Source organism: Candidatus Binatia bacterium (assembly GCA_036563615.1).
Taxonomy (GTDB): Bacteria; Desulfobacterota; Binatia; order UBA12015; family UBA12015; genus DATCMB01.
In genome coordinates, this window is record DATCMB010000023.1 from 44,206 (window position 1) to 61,082 (window position 16,877).

General features: G+C 68.7%; 18 protein-coding genes and 1 pseudogene. 10 read left to right on the forward strand and 9 right to left on the reverse strand.

Annotation, left to right across the window (positions count from 1 at the left end):
* Positions 1-56: 56 nt before the first annotated feature.
* A complete protein-coding gene (locus VIS07_21385) occupies positions 57-2,018 on the reverse strand; it encodes a hypothetical protein (protein ID HEY8518071.1) in 1,962 nt (653 codons plus the stop codon).
* A 150-nt stretch (positions 2,019-2,168) separates the two neighbouring features.
* Between VIS07_21385 and VIS07_21390 the strand changes: the two genes are divergently transcribed.
* From VIS07_21390 to VIS07_21400, 3 genes and pseudogenes are all read left to right on the forward strand, one after another.
* Positions 2,169-3,776 (forward strand): D-aminoacylase, encoded by a 1,608-nt coding sequence (locus VIS07_21390; protein HEY8518072.1) that lies wholly within the window; start codon positions 2,169-2,171, stop codon positions 3,774-3,776.
* A gap of 138 nt (positions 3,777-3,914) precedes the next feature.
* Positions 3,915-5,081 (forward strand): Fic family protein, encoded by a 1,167-nt coding sequence (locus tag VIS07_21395; protein HEY8518073.1) that lies wholly within the window; start codon positions 3,915-3,917, stop codon positions 5,079-5,081.
* A gap of 124 nt (positions 5,082-5,205) precedes the next feature.
* Positions 5,206-5,526: pseudogene (locus tag VIS07_21400) on the forward strand (molybdopterin-dependent oxidoreductase).
* Here VIS07_21400 and VIS07_21405 read toward each other — a convergent pair.
* From VIS07_21405 to VIS07_21415, 3 genes are all read right to left on the reverse strand, one after another.
* Entirely contained in the window at positions 5,523-6,533 is a 1,011-nt protein-coding gene (locus VIS07_21405; protein HEY8518074.1) for a zinc-binding alcohol dehydrogenase family protein, read from the reverse strand. The pseudogene VIS07_21400 and the gene VIS07_21405 overlap by 4 nt on opposite strands.
* 124 nt (positions 6,534-6,657) lie before the next feature.
* Positions 6,658-7,593 (reverse strand): aromatic alcohol reductase, encoded by a 936-nt coding sequence (locus tag VIS07_21410; GenBank protein ID HEY8518075.1) that lies wholly within the window; start codon positions 7,591-7,593, stop codon positions 6,658-6,660.
* A gap of 20 nt (positions 7,594-7,613) precedes the next feature.
* Positions 7,614-8,162 carry an SDR family NAD(P)-dependent oxidoreductase gene (locus VIS07_21415; GenBank protein ID HEY8518076.1) on the reverse strand — a complete coding sequence of 183 codons (549 nt, stop codon included), beginning with the start codon at positions 8,160-8,162 and terminating at the stop codon, positions 7,614-7,616.
* A gap of 111 nt (positions 8,163-8,273) precedes the next feature.
* Here VIS07_21415 and VIS07_21420 point away from each other — a divergent pair, with 111 nt between their 5' ends.
* Positions 8,274-9,176 (forward strand): LysR family transcriptional regulator, encoded by a 903-nt coding sequence (locus tag VIS07_21420; protein HEY8518077.1) that lies wholly within the window; start codon positions 8,274-8,276, stop codon positions 9,174-9,176.
* Positions 9,177-9,236: 60 nt separating this feature from the next.
* Positions 9,237-9,881, forward strand: coding sequence for a sulfite oxidase-like oxidoreductase (locus tag VIS07_21425; protein HEY8518078.1), 645 nt, complete (start codon positions 9,237-9,239; stop codon positions 9,879-9,881).
* Between the two features lie 48 nt (positions 9,882-9,929).
* Here the strand turns inward: VIS07_21425 and VIS07_21430 are convergent, their stop codons facing one another.
* Positions 9,930-10,394 carry a GFA family protein gene (locus tag VIS07_21430; GenBank protein HEY8518079.1) on the reverse strand — a complete coding sequence of 155 codons (465 nt, stop codon included), beginning with the start codon at positions 10,392-10,394 and terminating at the stop codon, positions 9,930-9,932.
* A 189-nt stretch (positions 10,395-10,583) separates the two neighbouring features.
* On the opposite strand from VIS07_21430, the gene VIS07_21435 reads away from it, so the two are divergent.
* Positions 10,584-11,570, forward strand: coding sequence for a hypothetical protein (locus VIS07_21435; GenBank protein HEY8518080.1), 987 nt, complete (start codon positions 10,584-10,586; stop codon positions 11,568-11,570).
* Here VIS07_21435 and VIS07_21440 read toward each other — a convergent pair.
* Positions 11,524-12,096, reverse strand: coding sequence for a hypothetical protein (locus VIS07_21440; GenBank protein ID HEY8518081.1), 573 nt, complete (start codon positions 12,094-12,096; stop codon positions 11,524-11,526). The two genes, VIS07_21435 and VIS07_21440, sit on opposite strands and share 47 nt — an antisense overlap.
* 179 nt (positions 12,097-12,275) lie before the next feature.
* On the opposite strand from VIS07_21440, the gene VIS07_21445 reads away from it, so the two are divergent.
* The 3 genes from VIS07_21445 (at position 12,276) to tsaA (ending at position 14,800) form a co-directional block, all read left to right on the forward strand.
* Positions 12,276-12,758 carry a MaoC family dehydratase gene (locus tag VIS07_21445; protein ID HEY8518082.1) on the forward strand — a complete coding sequence of 161 codons (483 nt, stop codon included), beginning with the start codon at positions 12,276-12,278 and terminating at the stop codon, positions 12,756-12,758.
* 65 nt (positions 12,759-12,823) lie between these two features.
* Positions 12,824-14,191 (forward strand): sodium:alanine symporter family protein, encoded by a 1,368-nt coding sequence (locus tag VIS07_21450; protein HEY8518083.1) that lies wholly within the window; start codon positions 12,824-12,826, stop codon positions 14,189-14,191.
* A 60-nt stretch (positions 14,192-14,251) separates the two neighbouring features.
* Entirely contained in the window at positions 14,252-14,800 is a 549-nt protein-coding gene (tsaA, locus tag VIS07_21455; protein HEY8518084.1) for a tRNA (N6-threonylcarbamoyladenosine(37)-N6)-methyltransferase TrmO, read from the forward strand.
* Here tsaA and VIS07_21460 read toward each other — a convergent pair.
* Together VIS07_21460 and VIS07_21465 are read right to left on the reverse strand one after the other, a co-directional pair.
* Positions 14,797-15,219, reverse strand: coding sequence for a type II toxin-antitoxin system VapC family toxin (locus tag VIS07_21460; GenBank protein ID HEY8518085.1), 423 nt, complete (start codon positions 15,217-15,219; stop codon positions 14,797-14,799). The genes tsaA and VIS07_21460 overlap by 4 nt on opposite strands.
* Before the next feature lie 2 nt (positions 15,220-15,221).
* Complete coding sequence (locus VIS07_21465; GenBank protein HEY8518086.1) at positions 15,222-15,500, reverse strand: type II toxin-antitoxin system prevent-host-death family antitoxin; 279 nt, start codon at positions 15,498-15,500, stop codon at positions 15,222-15,224.
* Positions 15,501-15,614: 114 nt separating this feature from the next.
* Between VIS07_21465 and VIS07_21470 the strand changes: the two genes are divergently transcribed.
* On the forward strand, positions 15,615-16,328 hold the full coding sequence (locus VIS07_21470; GenBank protein ID HEY8518087.1) for a hypothetical protein: 714 nt from the start codon (positions 15,615-15,617) through the stop codon (positions 16,326-16,328).
* Positions 16,329-16,389: 61 nt separating this feature from the next.
* On the opposite strand, the gene VIS07_21475 is transcribed toward VIS07_21470, so the two are convergent.
* Complete coding sequence (locus tag VIS07_21475) at positions 16,390-16,875, reverse strand: translation initiation factor (GenBank protein HEY8518088.1); 486 nt, start codon at positions 16,873-16,875, stop codon at positions 16,390-16,392.
* Between the last annotated feature and the right edge of the window lie 2 nt (positions 16,876-16,877).

A 16,877-nucleotide genomic window follows, 5' to 3' on the forward strand; every position in this document is an offset into this window, starting at 1 on the left:
CGTCGGGCCGGGCCGTCGAGGATCACGCCGTCAAACCATTTAGACGGCGGGTTGGATCACCGGCGGCAGGTCAGCCGGTTGCCCTTCGGGTTGAAGCGGCAGTCGGCCGGGGCGTACGCGCTCTCGCCGCACAGCCCCGCGGCGGCCGCCGTCTCGTCGCCGAGCGTGACGATCGCCTGCACCGGCACGTCGGCGCCGGTCACCGCGTAGGTGCTCTTCTTGCCCTTGACCAGCACCTTCACGCGGCGCGGCGTCTTCGGGCTGTTCTTGTCGTTGATCACGACCTGGTGGATGCCGCCCGCGGCCGCTCCGCTGCGGTCGTTGAAGCGGATCGCCTTGCCGTTGCCCGAGCGCTTCCAGCCCACCTTGGTCGCCTTGTCGTAGGCGCCCGGCGGGATCGTGACGTCGAGGCGCGGCGTGCCGTCCTGCGCGAGCAGCACGATGCGCGCGCCCTGCAGGTCGGGCTGGACCTCCGCGAACGTCTTGCCGACGGGCAGCGTGAAGGACGCGCTGATCGTCAGACCGTCGTTGCCCGGGGTCGCGTCGGTGTTGATCTTGGTCAGCACGACGCGCGACTTCGGCTTGGTCTCGAACACGCCGCCGCCGATGCACGCACTCGGGTCGTCGGGGATGAAGCAGGTGCCGGGCTCGGCGTCGGCGCCCGTGGTGAGCCACGGCTCGTAGTCGACGACGCCCGCGCCGGCCGGACCGCCGCTCGCGCCGATCGCCGCGCCGGTGCCCGACGGATTGGTCGCCACGGTCGGGCCGCTCGCCGCGCCGTACCAGTTGTTCGTGGCGTCGAAGGGCGTCGTGCCCCACCAGTCGATCGCGAACGTGCCGATGTTCGTGAAGCTGTTCTCGTTCAGCGCGATCCCGGTCGCGACCTGACCGCCGGTGCCCTCGCGCGCTTGCACCGCGGTGTCGACGCCATCAATTTCGTTATTGACGATGGTCGGGCTGCTGACCAGGCCGCTCAGGCGGATGCCGATCGAGCCGGGCGCTCCCGGACCGCTGATCTGGTTGCACGAGACCACGGCGTTGATGATCTCGCCGTTGGTGCCCGGCGCGGCGGAGCCGTTGGTCAGCGCGATGGCGCGGCGGTAGTCGACGACGTTGGTGATCGTGTTGCCCGTGATCTCGACGTTGCTGAACGTGCCGAGCGTCCCGCCGAAGGCACCGTAGAACTGGATGCCGGTGCTCGCGTTGGCCTCGGTGTACGGTCCCGGGTCGTTGCCCAGGTTGATCACGTTGTTGCTCACGCGCTGGAGCGAGGTGATCGGCAGGTTGCCGTAGGCCATGTTGAAGTACGCCGACACGCCCGCCGCAGCGACGCCGCGATCGAACGTGTTGTAGCTCACGTCCGTCGGGCCGGGGTGGTTCTCGATCAGGATCGGATTCGAGCCCGTGTTGCGCAGGATGTTGTGCTGGATGATCAGCGTCTCGACGGCCGCCGGACCGTTCGCGTAGATGCCGTAGTCCTGGTTCTTCGTCGGGTCGTTCGTGCCTTCGATGATGTTGTTGGTGATCGTGTAGGTCACCGGCTGGTTCGCCTTGACGCTGAAGCCGAAGCGGACGCCGTTCGGATTCGCGCCCACGGCGGCTGGATTGCGCACCGTGAAGCCGTCGACCTTGACGTCGCCGGTGTTGGTGCGGATGCGGATCGTGCCGCCGTCGGTGAGGCCCGTGCCGCCGCCGCCGTCGATGATCGTGCTCTCCGCGCCCGAGCCCTGCAGGGTGATCGCCTTGGTGATGTTGATCTGCGGCTCGTTGTAGACGCCGGGGCAGACGAAGATCGTGTCACCGTCGGACGCCGCGGCGTGCGCGGCGTTGATCGTGCTGAACGTGGGATCCGTGCCGTCGCAGCCGTCGGTGGCGGCGTCGTAGGTGCCGTCGGCGTCGACCACGATGGTCGCGGCGCTGGCTGCGGTCGGCAGCAGGAGCGCCGCGCACAGCAGGCCGAGGCGAAGCGTCCCGCTACGCCGGACGGGGCGAACGCAAGACGAGGGTAGGCGGTTCATGGAGCTCCTTTCGCGGGTTTTGAGGCCGTAGGGCGGGGTGAATCGGAGATCGGTCTCTACCGCCTTGGTTCAGGCCTACGCAAGAGTCAAAAAATTCGCCGCAGCGTTCGCGGTGTGGCGCGCTTGCAGTCGACGTGCAAAGTGGCCCGCATGAGCTTCGATCTCGTTCTCGCAGGCGGCACGATCGTCGACGGCACGGGTGGCGAGCCCTTCGTCGGCGCGGTGGGCGTCAAGGACGGACGCATCGCCGCGGTCGGCGACCTCGCGGGCGCGGAGGCCGCGCGCACGATCGACTGCGCGGGCCGCGTGGTCGCGCCCGGGTTCATCGACATGCACTCGCACAGCGACTGGGTACTGCCGCAGCCCGATCACGGCGAGGTGCTGGCGCCGCTCCTCGAGCAGGGCATCACCACGATCGTCGCCGGCAACTGCGGCTGCTCCCCGGCGCCACTCGAGGGCCGCAACCAGAGCCTCGTGCCCTCGATCGGCCGCATGCTGCACGACCGCGACCTCGACTACGGCTGGTCGAGCATGGCGAGCTATCTCGACGCGCTCGAGCAGCGCGGGCTCGCGCTGAACGTCGCGCAGCTCGTCGGCCACGGCACGGTGCGCGCCGCGGTGAAGGGCGGCGACGGCTCGCCCGCGACGCCCGAGGAGCTCGCGCGCATGGCGGACATCGTGCGCCGCGCGCTCGACGAGGGCGCGATCGGGCTCTCGACCGGTCTCGGCTACGCGCCGGGCGTGTTCGCCGACACCGACGAGCTGGTCGCGGTGAGCGCGCCCTTGAAGGAGCGAGGCGGCGTCTACACCTCGCACGCGCGCAGCTACATCGCGCTCGGCTTCCTCCAGCACCCCGACCGTCCGCCCAGCAACTTGACGGCGCTCGACGAGACGGCCGCGATCTGGCGCGCGCACGGCGTCAAGGTGCAGCACTCGCACCTGATCTTCGTCGGCGACACCACGTGGCCCACGACGGATCGCGTCCTCGAGCACCTCGACGCGCTGATCGACGAGGGCGTCGACATCGCCTGCGACGCGTTCCCGTACGTCGGCGGCAACACGACGCTGGTCGTGTTCCTGCCGCCCTGGGCATTGGAGGACATCCAGAAGTCGGTGACCGATCCCGAGTCGCGCGAGCGGCTGGTGAGCGGCCTCGACTTCGTCCTGCCCGCGCTCGGCATGCGCTGGGAGGACACGCAGATCCTCTGGGTCCCCAAGCGCGACCGCGCGCACTACGAGGGTCTGACGATCGCGGAGATCGCGCGCGACCGCGGCACGCCGCCGGCGGTGACGTATCTGGACTTGATCGCCGAGCTCGGCAGCCAGACGCGGATCATGAACTGGAACTACTCCGGCCGCGAAGCCGAGGAGACGAGCCTGCGCAAGGTGATGGCGCACCGCGCGTGCTGCTTCGAGACCGACACGATCCTCACCGGCAACGGCGTCGACAACCCCGCGTCGTACGGGACGTTCCCGCGGGTGCTCGGGCGCTACGTGCGCGAGCTCGGGCTGCTGTCGCTCCCGGAGGCCGTGCGGCGCATGACCGGGTTCAATGCGGAGCGCATGAACCTGCGCGATCGCGGGCGGATCGAGCGCGGGCTCGCGGCGGATCTGGTGGTGTTCGACCCGGCGACGGTGGCGGATGCGTGGCGCGAGAAGCCGGTGGGGATCGAGGTGGTGGTGCTGAACGGGCGCGTGGTCGTGGAGGAGGGGAGGTTCGATCGGAAGGCGCGCGCGGGGGGGGTGTTGAGGGGGTAGGGTTCCGAACGACGCCACGTACGCGCCGGTGCGCGGAGAGTCCTGGCAACTGCGTTATTGAACGTTGCGTTGCGCATGGCGCGGAAAGCGCGCCATGATAAACGCAACGTTTATTATGGTGCCTGAGCCCCACCCGTCATGAACGCACGCGGTAGCATGCGTCTCCGGGCCGGCCGGTACGTGCGGCAGCTTTCCGGCTATCGCGCCTTCGTCCCCGCGCCCCTCCCGCCCGATCCGTCCCTGGATCTTTCCGGACCGCTCCGCGAGCGGCTGTCCGATGCCGACTACGCCCTGGGGCGGCTCGACGGCGCCGTTCTCACGTTGCCCAACCCCGACCTCTTCGTGTTCATGTACGTGCGCAAGGAGGCGGTGCTTTCTAGCCAGATCGAAGGCACGCAGAGCTCTCTGCAAAACCTCCTGGCCGCCGAAGCACAGCTGTTCGACCCCGACACGCCCAAGGACGTGCACGAGGTGGCGAACTACGTGCGCGCCATGAACCATGGTCTTGCGCGATTGAGCGAGCTCCCGGTGTCGGTGCGCCTGATCCGCGAGATCCACGCTGAGCTGATGCAGGGAGTGCGCGGTGGTGGCTTGGCGCCCGGTGAGCTGCGCACGAGTCAGAACTGGATCGGCCCCGCAGGCTGCACGCTGGCCAACGCCACATTCGTGCCGCCACCACCCCACGAAGTACCCCAGGCCCTGGCCGATCTAGAAAAATTTTTGCATGACGACGTAGGGCTGCCAGGGCTGATCCAGGTGGGGCTCGCCCATGCCCAGTTCGAGACCATCCACCCTTTCCTCGACGGTAACGGCCGTATGGGGCGGCTGCTCATCACGTTCCTGCTCACCGAGAAGCAGCTCTTGAAGAAGCCCGTGCTCTACCTCTCGCACTACTTCAAGCAGCGCCGCGCCGAGTATTATGACCGTCTGCAAGCCGTGCGCGATGCCGGCGACTGGGAAGACTGGCTCGCGTTCTTCCTGGAAGGCGTCATGCACGTCAGCCGGGAAGCTGCCGAGACCGCGGCCGCCATCTTGCGGATGCGCGAGGAGTACCGTGCCCGCATCACCGAGGGGCTCGGACGCGCCGCGGGTAACGGGCTCCGCGTGATGGATCGACTCTTTGACCACCCCGTCGTGGCTGTTGCGACGGTGCGCGAATGGCTCGACCTCACCACCGCCGGGGCCAACCAGATCGTGAGCCGGTTGGAGAGCATCGGTTTGCTTCGAGAGATCACCGGCTACGCCCGCAACCGGCGGTTCGTGTTCGAGCCGTACTTACGGTTGTTCGAGGACGTGCGCGAATGAGCGAGTGGAGCAATGCGGAATTGCCCTTGGATCGGCCCAAGCATGAGGCCGATTCCACCCGAGCTCGCGCACCGGATCCCACCCGGCCAGGCGCTGACCGACAAGTAGCCGGTCCGTCGATCCTGCCACCTGGACCTTCCGCTGCTTCGGCCTCGTCGAGCGCGAGACGACGTGGGCCTGGCGGGAGTGTCTCGAACGGCCGCACGTGCGCGTGACCTCCGACATTCGCTGCGTCACCATGCGGTCGCGGCTCGACAATGAGTGGGGGGCATCCCGCTGCGCGCGATCCTCGACGTCGTCAAGGCCAAAGCCGGAGGCGAAGTACGTCCTGCAGCGCGCATACGGAGGCTACACCATCAACACGACGCTCGCGGATTTGCTCGACGACGTCGTGCTGGCGCTGAAGCACGACGGTCGCGACCTCGAGCCGGATGGCCTAACCTAGAACCCCTCCAGTACGATCTTGCCGCGCGCCCGGTTGCTCTCGAGCAGGGCGTGGGCGCGCTTCAGATTCTCGGCATTGATGCGCCCAAAGTGCTCCGCCAGCGTGGTGCGGATCGTGCCGGCATCGACGAGATTGGAGATCTCGTCCAGCAACGCGGCCTGCTGCTCGATGTCGGGGGTGGAGAACATCGAGCGCGTGAACATCAGCTCCCAGTGGATCGAGACCGACTTGCGCTTGAATGCCACGACGTCGAGCGTCTCTGGATCGTCGATCAAGGCGAAGCGGCCTTGCGGGGCAATGAGCTCGGCAATCTCGTCCAGATGTTCGTCCGTGTGCGTCGTGGAGAACACGAAGCCCGGCGCCGCCAGACCGGCTCTGGCGATCTCGTCGGCCAGGGGCTTGGAATGGTCAAGCACGAGATCCGCACCCAGATCTTGCACCCAGGCGCGGGTCTCGGGCCGAGATGCGGTTGCGATCACCGTCAGGTCGGTCAGCTTGCGGGCGAGCTGCACGGCGATCGAGCCGACGCCGCCTGCGCCGCCGATGATCAGGATGCTGGACGCGCCGGGCACGCCGCGCCGCACGTCCAGGCGGTCGAACAGGGTCTCCCAGGCGGTGATCGCCGTCAGCGGCAGGGCCGCCGCTTCCGCCCATCCGAGTGAGGTGGGCTTCCGGCCGACGATGCGCTCGTCCACGAGGTGGAACTCCGCGTTGGCGCCGGGGCGGGTGAGATCGCCGGCGTAGAAGACGGCGTCGCCCGGCTTGAAACGGCGCACATCCGGTCCGACGGCGGCAACGGTACCCGCTGCGTCCCAGCCCAGCACGGCATATTGGCCTTCGGGGGGCTGGTTCCGGACGCGCATCTTGGTGTCCACCGGATTGACGGAGATCGCCTCGACCTCGACCAGGATGTCGCGCCCGCGCGGCTCTGGGCGAGGAAGCTCGATGTCGATCAAGGCGTCCGCACGCTCGATCGGGCCGCTCGTTTTGTAGCCAACTGCACGCATCATGCACCTCCCATTCGTTCGCTGAGGCGAGGCGAGCGCCGGAAGGCGCCACCGAACTTTCCTCGACGACGGTCACGTGTGCCGCCGGATCGAATGCGACGGCACGGCGTGACGGATCGCTCCGTCAGCAGCCGAGCTGCTCCTGCAGGTATTCTTCGACGTTCTTGACCTCGAGCCGTCTCTTCGCGTTGAAGGTTTTCGACTTGTCCCACCACATGCCGTCGCCGAGAGCGAACGCGGCGCGATAACGGGTCATGACGTCGGTGGGTGCCGCGGCCAGATCGGCGCGTAGCTTGTCGATGGTCCATTCCGTCTTCTCGAACGTCTGGCCGGTGACCCGTTCGACCACCTCCGCGAGCTTGCCGTAAGAAATCGTATCGCCCGCGACGTAGACGACTTCATTGGCGATTCGCGGTTCCGTCAGCAGGATTTCGGTCGTCAGCTTTCCGATGTCTTCCGGTGTCGTCACCGTGACCTTCGTGTCCCAGCTGCCCAGTCCGTGGATCGTCCTCCGCTCGAGATTGACGACGTCGAAGGTCGGTTCGAAGAGGAAGCTCGTGAACATTCCGGTCGACACGATCACCCACTCGGTGCTTTCTTGCGCCCTGAGGAGCTCGCGAACTTCGTACTGCTCATCGAAAACCGGTTGCCCGCTGCCGCGGCCGACGACGTCGTAGTCGACACCGAACTGCCACGGGAAGTACCGCTTGACCCCAGCCGCCAGCACGGCGCGCGTGATCCGCAACTGGGTGCCCGGGCCGGCGACGAAACCCGTGCAATTCACGACGGTACGAAAACGCCTGAACAAGGTCGTCAGCGCGGCCTCGTCCGCGCTGAGATCGAAGCCGATGATCTCTACGCCGAGGGCACGCAGCTCTGCCAAGTGTTCGGCATCCTGCTCGGATGCGCCGTTCGACGTCCGCGGGGAGACGACGACGGTGATCGGCTTTCTTGCTGCACGAACTCTCGGCGCCAACGCGCGCAGCACGGCCATCCCGAGCTGACCGGCACCGAGCACGAGAATGTCCCGCAGATCTACTTTTCGATTGTGGCCTGCCATGTGGATCGTCCTTTCGGCGCTCAAAGCCGCGCCAGCTCCTCGTCGGTGAACTCTGCCGCGATCGCGACGTTCTTCTGCCTGTCGGTCATGCGGTCGGGATCGCCCTTGATCACCCAGGAGCCACCGACCGAGTGGCGGACATCATCGGCGGGGTCCCGTCGTAGGCTGCGATCCGCGCTCGACACCTGCAGGACCCTGCCGCCACCTTGCCGTCGCAGGTACGGCAATACCGACTGGATGAGCGTGATCGAGCCGAGGAGATTGGTCTCGACGATGTCCCGGACCTGCATGTCGCTCGCCTCTTCCGCCGCGCCGAGAAGGCCGTAACCGGCCTTGCTGACGACGACGTCGATGCGAGCGGACGCGGCGAAGGCACGGTCGACCGCAGCACGGACCGAGCTCGGATCCCTGAGGTCGATCGCGATGATGCGAAGCTGTCGAGCGTAGCGTGAGCGCGGATCGGAAAGCGCCTCCGCGCTGCGGCTGGTGCCGATGACGCGGTCGCCCTGAGCAGGGCCTTCTCCGCCAGCAGCCGGCCGAAACCGCTCGCCACGCCCGTGATGAGCCAAGTCGTCTCCATTTCTCCCACCTCCGTACTGCCTACGGGTGGAAAGTTAGGAGGAGCGAATTGTGCTCACTAGACGTTGAAACCGGCATGGGGTGATGCAGAAATCCGAACAATGTCGCGCCCCTCGCTCAGCGATCTCACCGCCTTCGTGGCCGTCGCCACGCACCGCAGCTTTCGCCGCGCAGCGGACGAGATCGGCATGGCGCCTTCGACGTTGAGCCACGCGATGCGCGCGCTCGAGGAGCGCATGGGGGTGCGTCTCCTGAACCGCACCACGCGCAGCGTCTCGCCGACGGAAGCCGGCTATCAGCTCCTCGGCCGTCTTCAGCCGGCGCTCGCCTCGCTGGACGAGGCGCTCGACAGCGTCGCGGAGTTCCGGGGCAATGTCGCGGGAACGGTTCGCATCAACGCATCGCGATTGGTGGCAGGGCTGCTCGTGCGCGAGGCGCTTCCGCAGATGGCAGAGCGCCATCCGGACGTGACCGTGGACATCGTCGTCGAGGGGCGGCTCGTCGACATCGTGTCCAGCGGCTTCGATGCCGGCGTGCGCCTCGTCGGATCGATCCCCAAGGACATGATCGCCGTGCCGCTTCCCCGCGCGTTTGCGTACGTCTGTGTCGCGTCCCCCGACTATCTCGACCGCTTCGGGGAGCCGAGAACCCCAGCGGAACTGGACCGCCACCGTTGCGTTGGGCACCGCATGCCCAGCGGGAAGCTCTATCGATGGGAATTCGAGCGCGCCGGTCAGGAAGTTGTGATTGACGCAAGCGGCCCCGTCGTTCTCGACGACCACGAGCTGATGGTCGAAGCCGCGATCAGGGGCATGGGCATCGCCTACGTGGCGGATTGGGCCGCCGAAGCGGCGGTGTCCGACGGCCGGCTACGCAAGGTCCTGACCGCGTGGATGCCCGCTCCGGAAGAGATTGCGGTCTACTACCCCGGACATCGAGCCGTGCCGCCGGCACTGCGGGCCTTTCTCGACGTCGTCAGGGATTTGCGGAGGAAGAAGCCTTAGCGTGATCGACGAAGTGCTCCATCTGGCTCTCCGCCGTCGAGCGTGTATCGTCTTCCTCTCATGAGACGCATCCCACCCGAGCTCGCGCACCGCGTCCCGCCCGGCCAGACGCTGACCGACAAGTGGCCGGTCCTCACCTACGGGCCGACGCCGCCCTTCGATCCCGCCACGTGGACCTTCCGCTGCTTCGGCCTCGTCGAGCGCGAGACGTCGTGGACCTGGCAGGAGTTTCTCGAGCTGCCGCGCGTGCGCATGACCTCCGACATCCACTGCGTCACCACGTGGTCGCGCCTGGACAACGAGTGGGAGGGCGTCCCGCTGCGCGCGATCCTCGACGTCGTCAAGCCAAAGCCCGAGGCGAAGTACGTCATGCAGCACGCCTACGGCGGCTACACCACCAACACGACGCTCGCGGATTTGCTCGACGACGACGTCGTGCTGGCGCTGAAGCACGACGGCCGCGACCTCGAGCCCGACCACGGCGGGCCGATGCGCATGGTCATCCCGAAGCTCTACTTCTGGAAGAGCGCGAAGTGGCTGCGCGCGCTCGAGTTCCTCGACGTGAACCCGCCGGGCTTCTGGGAGGAGAACGGCTACCACATGAACGGCGACCCGTGGCGCGAGGAGCGCTACGCCGACCAGGAGACGCACGCGATGCAGCGCATGCGCGCCGAGGCGGCGCGGGCGCTGCGCAGCAGGCGGTAGGCGCGGCTGCGTGCGAGCGCGGTTCCGCGCCGGCGCGCCTTCATTCGCTCACGACCCGAACCGCCCCTGACGCTGGAAGCGCTCGAGGAACGGCCCGTAGTCCGTCGGCTGCTTCTCGATGCGGATCCGGTCGCCCCACAGCGCCCACGCCCGGGCGCTGCGCGTCCAGATGTCGCCGACCGGCTCGACCCACGAGGGATCGTCGAGCGTCCCGCTGCGGACGCTGAGGATCCCCGAGGACGGGATCGCGCCGTGGGCGATGCGGCAGCCGCAGTCGCCGCAGAACCAGCCGAAGCGCCGCGTGCCGACGTCCGAGGTCCACTCGAAGGTGCGTGGCTCGCCCTGGGTGAAGGCGAAGCCGTCTTCGAGCACGACAAGCGGCGTCGAGAAGGCGCCGCCGCCGATCCGCTGGCAGTTGGTGCAGTGGCAGTTGTAGGCCACGAGCGGCGTTCGACGGATCTCGTAGCGCAGCGTGCCGCACTGGCAGCCGCCGGTGAGGGGAAGCTCGACCATCACGTCACCTCCTTGTCCGGCGTGTAGCCGGCGCGCCGAGCTACGGCGATCGGAGTCCAAGGGAGCTTCCGGGATGGAGTTGATTCCGTCGCTGCATCCTCGTTGAAGATGAAGCGCCGAGACGCCTCGCGCGGTGCGCACGTGCGGAAGCGCGCGGGGCGGTCCGAGGCGAGATCGACGAACATGCGCTTGAAGGCGACCAGCGAGCAGACGGCCGCGATTCTCGGCGCGATGGCCGCGATCGCGTCCGTTCGCGGCTCGGGCGGCGTCACGGCTGCGGACCGGGCGTCGGTGCGCGCGGCGGCGCACTACCTGTTCGGCGCCGAGCAACCGAGCGATCCGTTCGCGGGGGATCGCATCGCGCCGCAGCAGCTCGCGTCCGCGCTCGTGGGATCGGACGCGCTCGCGCGCGACGCGGCCCACCTCCTCACGGTCATGGCCTTCGTCGACGGCACGCTCGACCGCGACAAGGTCGACGCGGTCCTCGCGTACGCCGCGGCGCTCGGCATCGACGAGCCCTACGTCCGCGACGTCGCGAGCGCCGCGCACGGCGAGCTGCAGCGCGCGCTCGCCGACATGACGCGGCGCAACCTCGAGAGCGTCACGAACCATCCGTGGCCCGCGAGCGACTCCGACCAGGCGCACGCGATGGCCTTTCTGCTGCCGTACCGCGAGCGGCCCGATCTTGCGCTGCACGCGCGCTACGAGGCGCTCGGCAAGCTCCCCGAAGGGACGTTCGGCCTCGCGTACTTCCGGCACTACCGCGCGAACGGCTACGCGCTGCCCGGCGCGCCGAGCGCGCTCAACGAGGCCTTCGCGACGCCGCACGACTCGGTGCACGTGCTCGCCGGCTACGACACCTCGCCGCGCGGCGAGATCCTCACCTCGACCTTCACCGCCGCGATGCACCCGAACCAGCCGATGGCGGGGCACGTCCTGCCGGTGCTGTTCAGCTGGCACCTCGGCATCGAGATCAACCAGGTCGCGCGCTCGGCAAGGGGCGCGCTCGACCCGGTGCGCTTCTGGGAGGCGTGGTCACGCGGCGCCGCGACCAGCGTGGACGTCTTCGCGCCGGATTGGGACTTTTGGATTTACGTCGAGGAGCCGCTCGAGGCGCTGCGCGAGCGCTTCACGATCCCGCCGCTCGACTCACGTGCTCCGGATAGCGCTTCGTGAACAGGATCGCGCCCGCGAGCGCGATCGCGGGGATCACCCAGTAGAAGACCGTCGCGAGCGTCGCGTTCTCGTCGCGCAGCGTCGCCGCGGGATCGACCAGCGGCGGCACCGCGGCCGACACCGTCATCACCGCGAACGCCGCGATCCAGACCCACGTGATGACGTTCACGGTGCGCAGGAAGAGCGGCTCGTTCCAGATCTCGGGCGGCGCGTCCTCCTTGGCGTAGGCGAGCACGAACGGCTTGCCGATCAGGACCGACGCGAGCGCGATCGCGAACAGCGCGCCGTTGCCGAGCGCCTGCATCCAGCGCTCGAGAAAGTCCTCGTCGAGCACCCAGGTGAGCGCGAGCAGCACCGCGAAGGCGACCGCCGTGCCGACGTCGAGCACCTTCACGTTGCCCGTCGCACGCGCTTCGCGGAACGCGTGCAGCGCGGCGATCGCCAGGGCGACCAGCATCGCGAGCCGGAAGTCGACGTTGCCGATCAGGATCCAGAAGACGATCCACGGCGCGAAGGACGTGAGCACGCCGCCGCGAGGCCGAGCGCGCTGGGCGTCGGCTGCGCCTACCGTCGACTCGGCTCGGGCAGCCACGGCGGGCCTCCTATCCCATTCGGCCCGCGGAAGCACGCGGTCCCGCGCCCGGCCGGGCACCGTTGAACGAGCCGCGGCAGATGGCTAGGGGAAGCCGCGAAAGTGAGGTCGACATGGCGAACAACGCAGACAAGGCGGTCGAGATCTTCAAGGGGCTGATCGGCAAGGTCGAGGAGCCGGGCGAGTGGTTCCAGATCACGCAGGAGCGGATCAACCAGTTCGCCGACTGCACGCTCGACCACCAGTTCATCCACGTCGACCCGGAGAAGGCGGCGCAGCTCTCGCCCTACAAGGTGACGATTGCGCACGGCTTCCTCACGCTGTCGATGCTGACGCACCTGACCACGACCCTGAAGCCGCTCGCGCCCGAGGCCTACAACGGCGTCATCATGGGCGTGAACTACGGCTTCGACAAGGTGCGCTTCGTGAACGCGGTCAAGGTGAATTCCAAGATCCGCGTGCACCGCAAGCTGATCGACGTCCAGAAGAAGGGCGACAACAACGTGCAGCTCAACCACGAGTGCACGGTCGAGATCGAGGGCGAGACCAAGCCCGCGCTCGTCGCGCAGTGGTTGACGATGCTCACCTACGCCTGACGAGCCCGTTTCCCTCGCACGTCCGGACGCGCTAAGCGAGCCCGGTGCAAGGGCAAATCCATGCGATGCTAGCGGCCGCCTCAGACTTCCTCTGGGGCTGGCCGCTCATCATTCTTCTGTTCGGGACGCACCTGTTCTTGACGGTGCGTCTCGGCTTCGTCCAGCGCTACGTCGGGCTCGCGATCCGGCTGTCGGTCGCGCGTGACCCGAAGGGCGACGGCGACGTCAGCCACTTCGGCGCGCTCACCACGGCGCTCGCCGCGACCATCGGCACCGGCAACATCTACGGCGTCGCCGGCGCGGTGCTGCTCGGCGGCCCGGGCGCCGTGCTGTGGATGTGGCTGACCGGCGTCTTCGGGATCGCGACCAAGTACGCGGAGTCGCTGCTCGCCGTCAAGTATCGCGTCAAGAACGAGCGCGGCGAGATGGCGGGCGGCGCGATGTACGTCCTCGAGCGCGCGCTCGGCATGCGCTGGCTCGGCGTCCTGTTCGCGCTGTTCACGTCGCTCGCCGCCTTCGGCATCGGCAACATGACGCAGGCGAACGCGATCGCCGAGATGATGACGGTGCAGTTCCCGGGCTTCCCGAAGTGGCTGGTCGGGCTCGTGCTCGCGGGGGCGACCGCGGCCGTCATCCTGGGCGGCATCCGCTCGATCGCGCGCGTCTGCGAGTGGCTGGTGCCGTTCATGGCGCTGTTCTACGTGATCGGCTCGCTCGCCATCCTGCTGCTCGACTGGCAGCGGGTCGGCGAGGCGCTGTCGCTGATCGTCGGCAGCGCCTTCACCGGACAGGCCGCCGTCGGCGGCTTCGTCGGCGCGGGCATCCGCGAGGCGATGCGCTACGGCATCGCGCGCGGCCTGTTCTCGAACGAGTCGGGCCTCGGTAGCGCGCCGATCGTCGCCGCCGCGGCGCGCACCGAGAACCCGGTCCGCCAGGCGCTGGTGTCGGCGAGCGGGACGTTCTGGGACACGGTCGTCGTCTGCGCGCTGACCGGCCTCGTGATCGTCACCTCCGGCGACTGGTCGGGCGAGGGGTTGACCAAGGCGTCGCTCTGCGACGCGGCCTTTCGCCGCATCGGCGGCTTCGGTGATTTCATCTTGACGGGCGGGCTCCTGACGTTCGTGTTCTCGACGATCCTCGGCTGGGCGTACTACGGAGAGAAGGCGGTCGAGTACCTGCTCGGGCTCGGCGCGGTGACGCCGTACCGCTGGCTGTGGGTGCTCGCGGTCTTCCTCGGCACCGTCACGCAGATGGAGACGGTGTGGACCTTCTCCGACGTGATGAACGCGCTCATGGCGCTGCCGAACCTGTTCGCGGTGCTGGTGCTGAGCGGCGTCGTCGCGGCGGAGGGTCGCAAGTACCTGCCGGCGCTGCGCGCTGGCAGCGCGCCGACGAACGGAGCCGAGCGACGCGCCGCGGGCGGCGGTCGCTGACGGCGGACGGAGCGGCGACGGCCGCTGCGGCGAGGCGGCGCGACCCCGCGGGAGAGCGCGATGGCGAGCGGCGAGACGTCCGGCAAGCACGACGACGAACGAGCGACGCCCGCGCCGCTCGCCGTGCGCATCATCGGTCACGCTCGCACGCCGTGGCGCCGCCGCGAGGACGCGCCGCACCAGCCGACCGCCGCGCCCGACACGGAGGGCGTGATCGAGCTCCTGCCGGAGTACGCGCCCGGTCTGCAGGATCTCGCGAGCCTCGAGCGCATCTGGCTCGTCGCGCTCTTCGATCGCAGCAGCGGCTTCGCGCTCAAGGTCAAGCCGCCGCGCGGCGGTCCGAAGCGCGGCGTGTTCGCGACGCGCGCGCCGAACCGCCCGTCGCAGATCGGCCTCACCGCGGTGCGCGTCAAGGAGGTCGACGTCGCAGCCGGCCGCGTCGTCGTGCAGGGCATCGACCTGCTCGACGGCACGCCGATCCTCGACATCAAGCCCTACCTGCCGTCGATCGACGCCTTCCCCGACGCCGGCCATGGCTGGCTCGAGCCATACTTGACGGCGGGCGTCGAGCCGCGGCTCAAGAAGCCGTACCGCCCGATGCGGAGCTAGGAGGGAAGGACGCGAAAGCCCTCGCGCCTTGCAGCGTCCCGCAATTTCTCGTCGCTGCACACGAACTCGTTGCCCGCGGGTCGATCCGCTGCAGCAAAGAGTGCGGCGGCGAGCTGGAGCGCGTCGGCGGCTCGAAGCGGGTGCGTCGCAAGGATGCGGAGTGCACGGTCGCGCACGGCGTCAAGGGAGGTGATCTCGATCCATCCGAGTGAGAGCTCGCGAAGAAGCTCCATCGCTCGTTCACGACCATCGATGTCGAGATTCCCGTCCCTCGTTCGTCGCTCGATCGCAGACGCCACCTCCACCATGGACATGGCCCAGGTGACAATCGGTTTCTCTCGGACGAGCGCGAGGAAGGCCGTGCTTCGCGTTTCCTCGACACAAAGCGGCACGAGTGCGGATGCGTCCCAGTACCGCACGATCAAAACCGGTCTGCGCGATCCTCGAGCAGAGCGTCCACGAGCGAGGCTCGTGACCGGGGACGCGGCCGGGTGAAGAAGCTCTTCGATAGAGGCTTCACCGGCGCGCGAGCCATGCCGGAAGCAATGAGTGACTCGAGCTCCGCGTCACCGCTCTCGATGCGCGAAATCCGCGCGATCGGTTTGCCACGGTCCAGCACCGTGACCGTCTCGCCTTTCGCCACCAAGCGAAGGAAGTGGCTCAACCGGTTCTTGAGCTCGCTGATGGCGGCGGTCTTCATATGGCCAAAATAGCCAGGAGATGCTGGCGTGTCTAGCTTGCTAGGTGGCGCGCGGCGCCGAGGCGCCACGCCATGTAGATTGCGACCGATGCCAACGGGGGGAGCGACCGTGTCATGAGCGCGCGCTTCACCCGAGCGCTCTGGCGCAGGCGCGCGCTGCTCGCCTCGACCGCCGCGCTCGCGTTCGTGCTCGCGCCGGCAGGCGCGTCAGCGCAGGACGACGTCGAGGTCGCGGACCGCGTCGCGGTCGAGCTGTCTGCGGGCGCGGTGGTCGATCCCGCGGCGCCGGTCCTCGACCTCGGCGTGTCGCGCTTCTTCGGCGACCGCGTGCGCCTCGGCGTGCGTCAGGAGGGCGGCTTCGCCGCGAGCGCGGGCCGCGACGGCTGGCATCTCGCGACGCTGCCGTTCGTCGATCTGCACCTGCTTTCCGATCCGAAGCCGGTCGTATCGCCGTTCGTCGGCCTCGCGGCGGGCGCGCTCTACGACGACCACCGGATCACCGCGGCGCTCGGACCCGAGGCTGGCGTCGATCTCTTCCTCGGCGAGCACCTCTACTTGACGCTGCGCTGGCAGTTCCGCTGGGCGGCGGGCCGCGTCGGCGACCTGGATCGCGAGAGCCACCTGGCGACGCTCGGCGTCGGCTGGCTGTTCCCGCCGCCGGTCGACGAGGAGGCGCTGCACGCCGCGAGCGAGGCGGCGGCGCGCGCCGAGCAGGCGGCGATCGAGGCGGAGCGCGCGGCCGAGCGTCTCGAGAAGGCGGTCGAGCGGCTCGAGCGCGCGATCGACGCGTACGCCGAGTGGTACCTCGAGCAGCTCAGGAAGCAGTAGAGCGTGCCGCGCTGCACGCGGCGCTCGCTCGCCGCGCGCAGCCAAGCGCGCACACGCGCGACTAGCTCCCGACCACCACCTTGCGCGCGCCGCACGCCTCGAGAAAGCGCACCAGCCGCTCGCCCTGCGCGCCCTGCACGACGACGTCGTCGCCGTCGCGCACGGCGCCGCAGCCGAGCGCCCGCTTGAGCTCGCGCACGGCGTTCTCGATCTCGACCGTGCTGCCGACGAGCCCCTCGATGCGCGTCGCCGTCTTGCCGCCGTGGCCCTTGCGCTCGCGGCGCACGACCAGGCGCGGCGCGCGTGCCCACACCGAGCGCGCGGCAGAGGACGTCTCGGAGGGCGCCCCCGCGGACGACCCCGCAGAAGCCGCCTCGGACGGCTTCGCGGCAGGCTCCGCCCCGGGCGCGGGTCCAGAAGCTTCGCCGGTGCTTGACACGGATTCCGGCGCAGCGGGAAGACGCGCGCGCAGCGCCTCCAGCCCCGGCAGCGGCTGACGCAGCGGCACAGCGTCCCCGGCGATCGGCACACGCTCCTTCTTCTTCATCT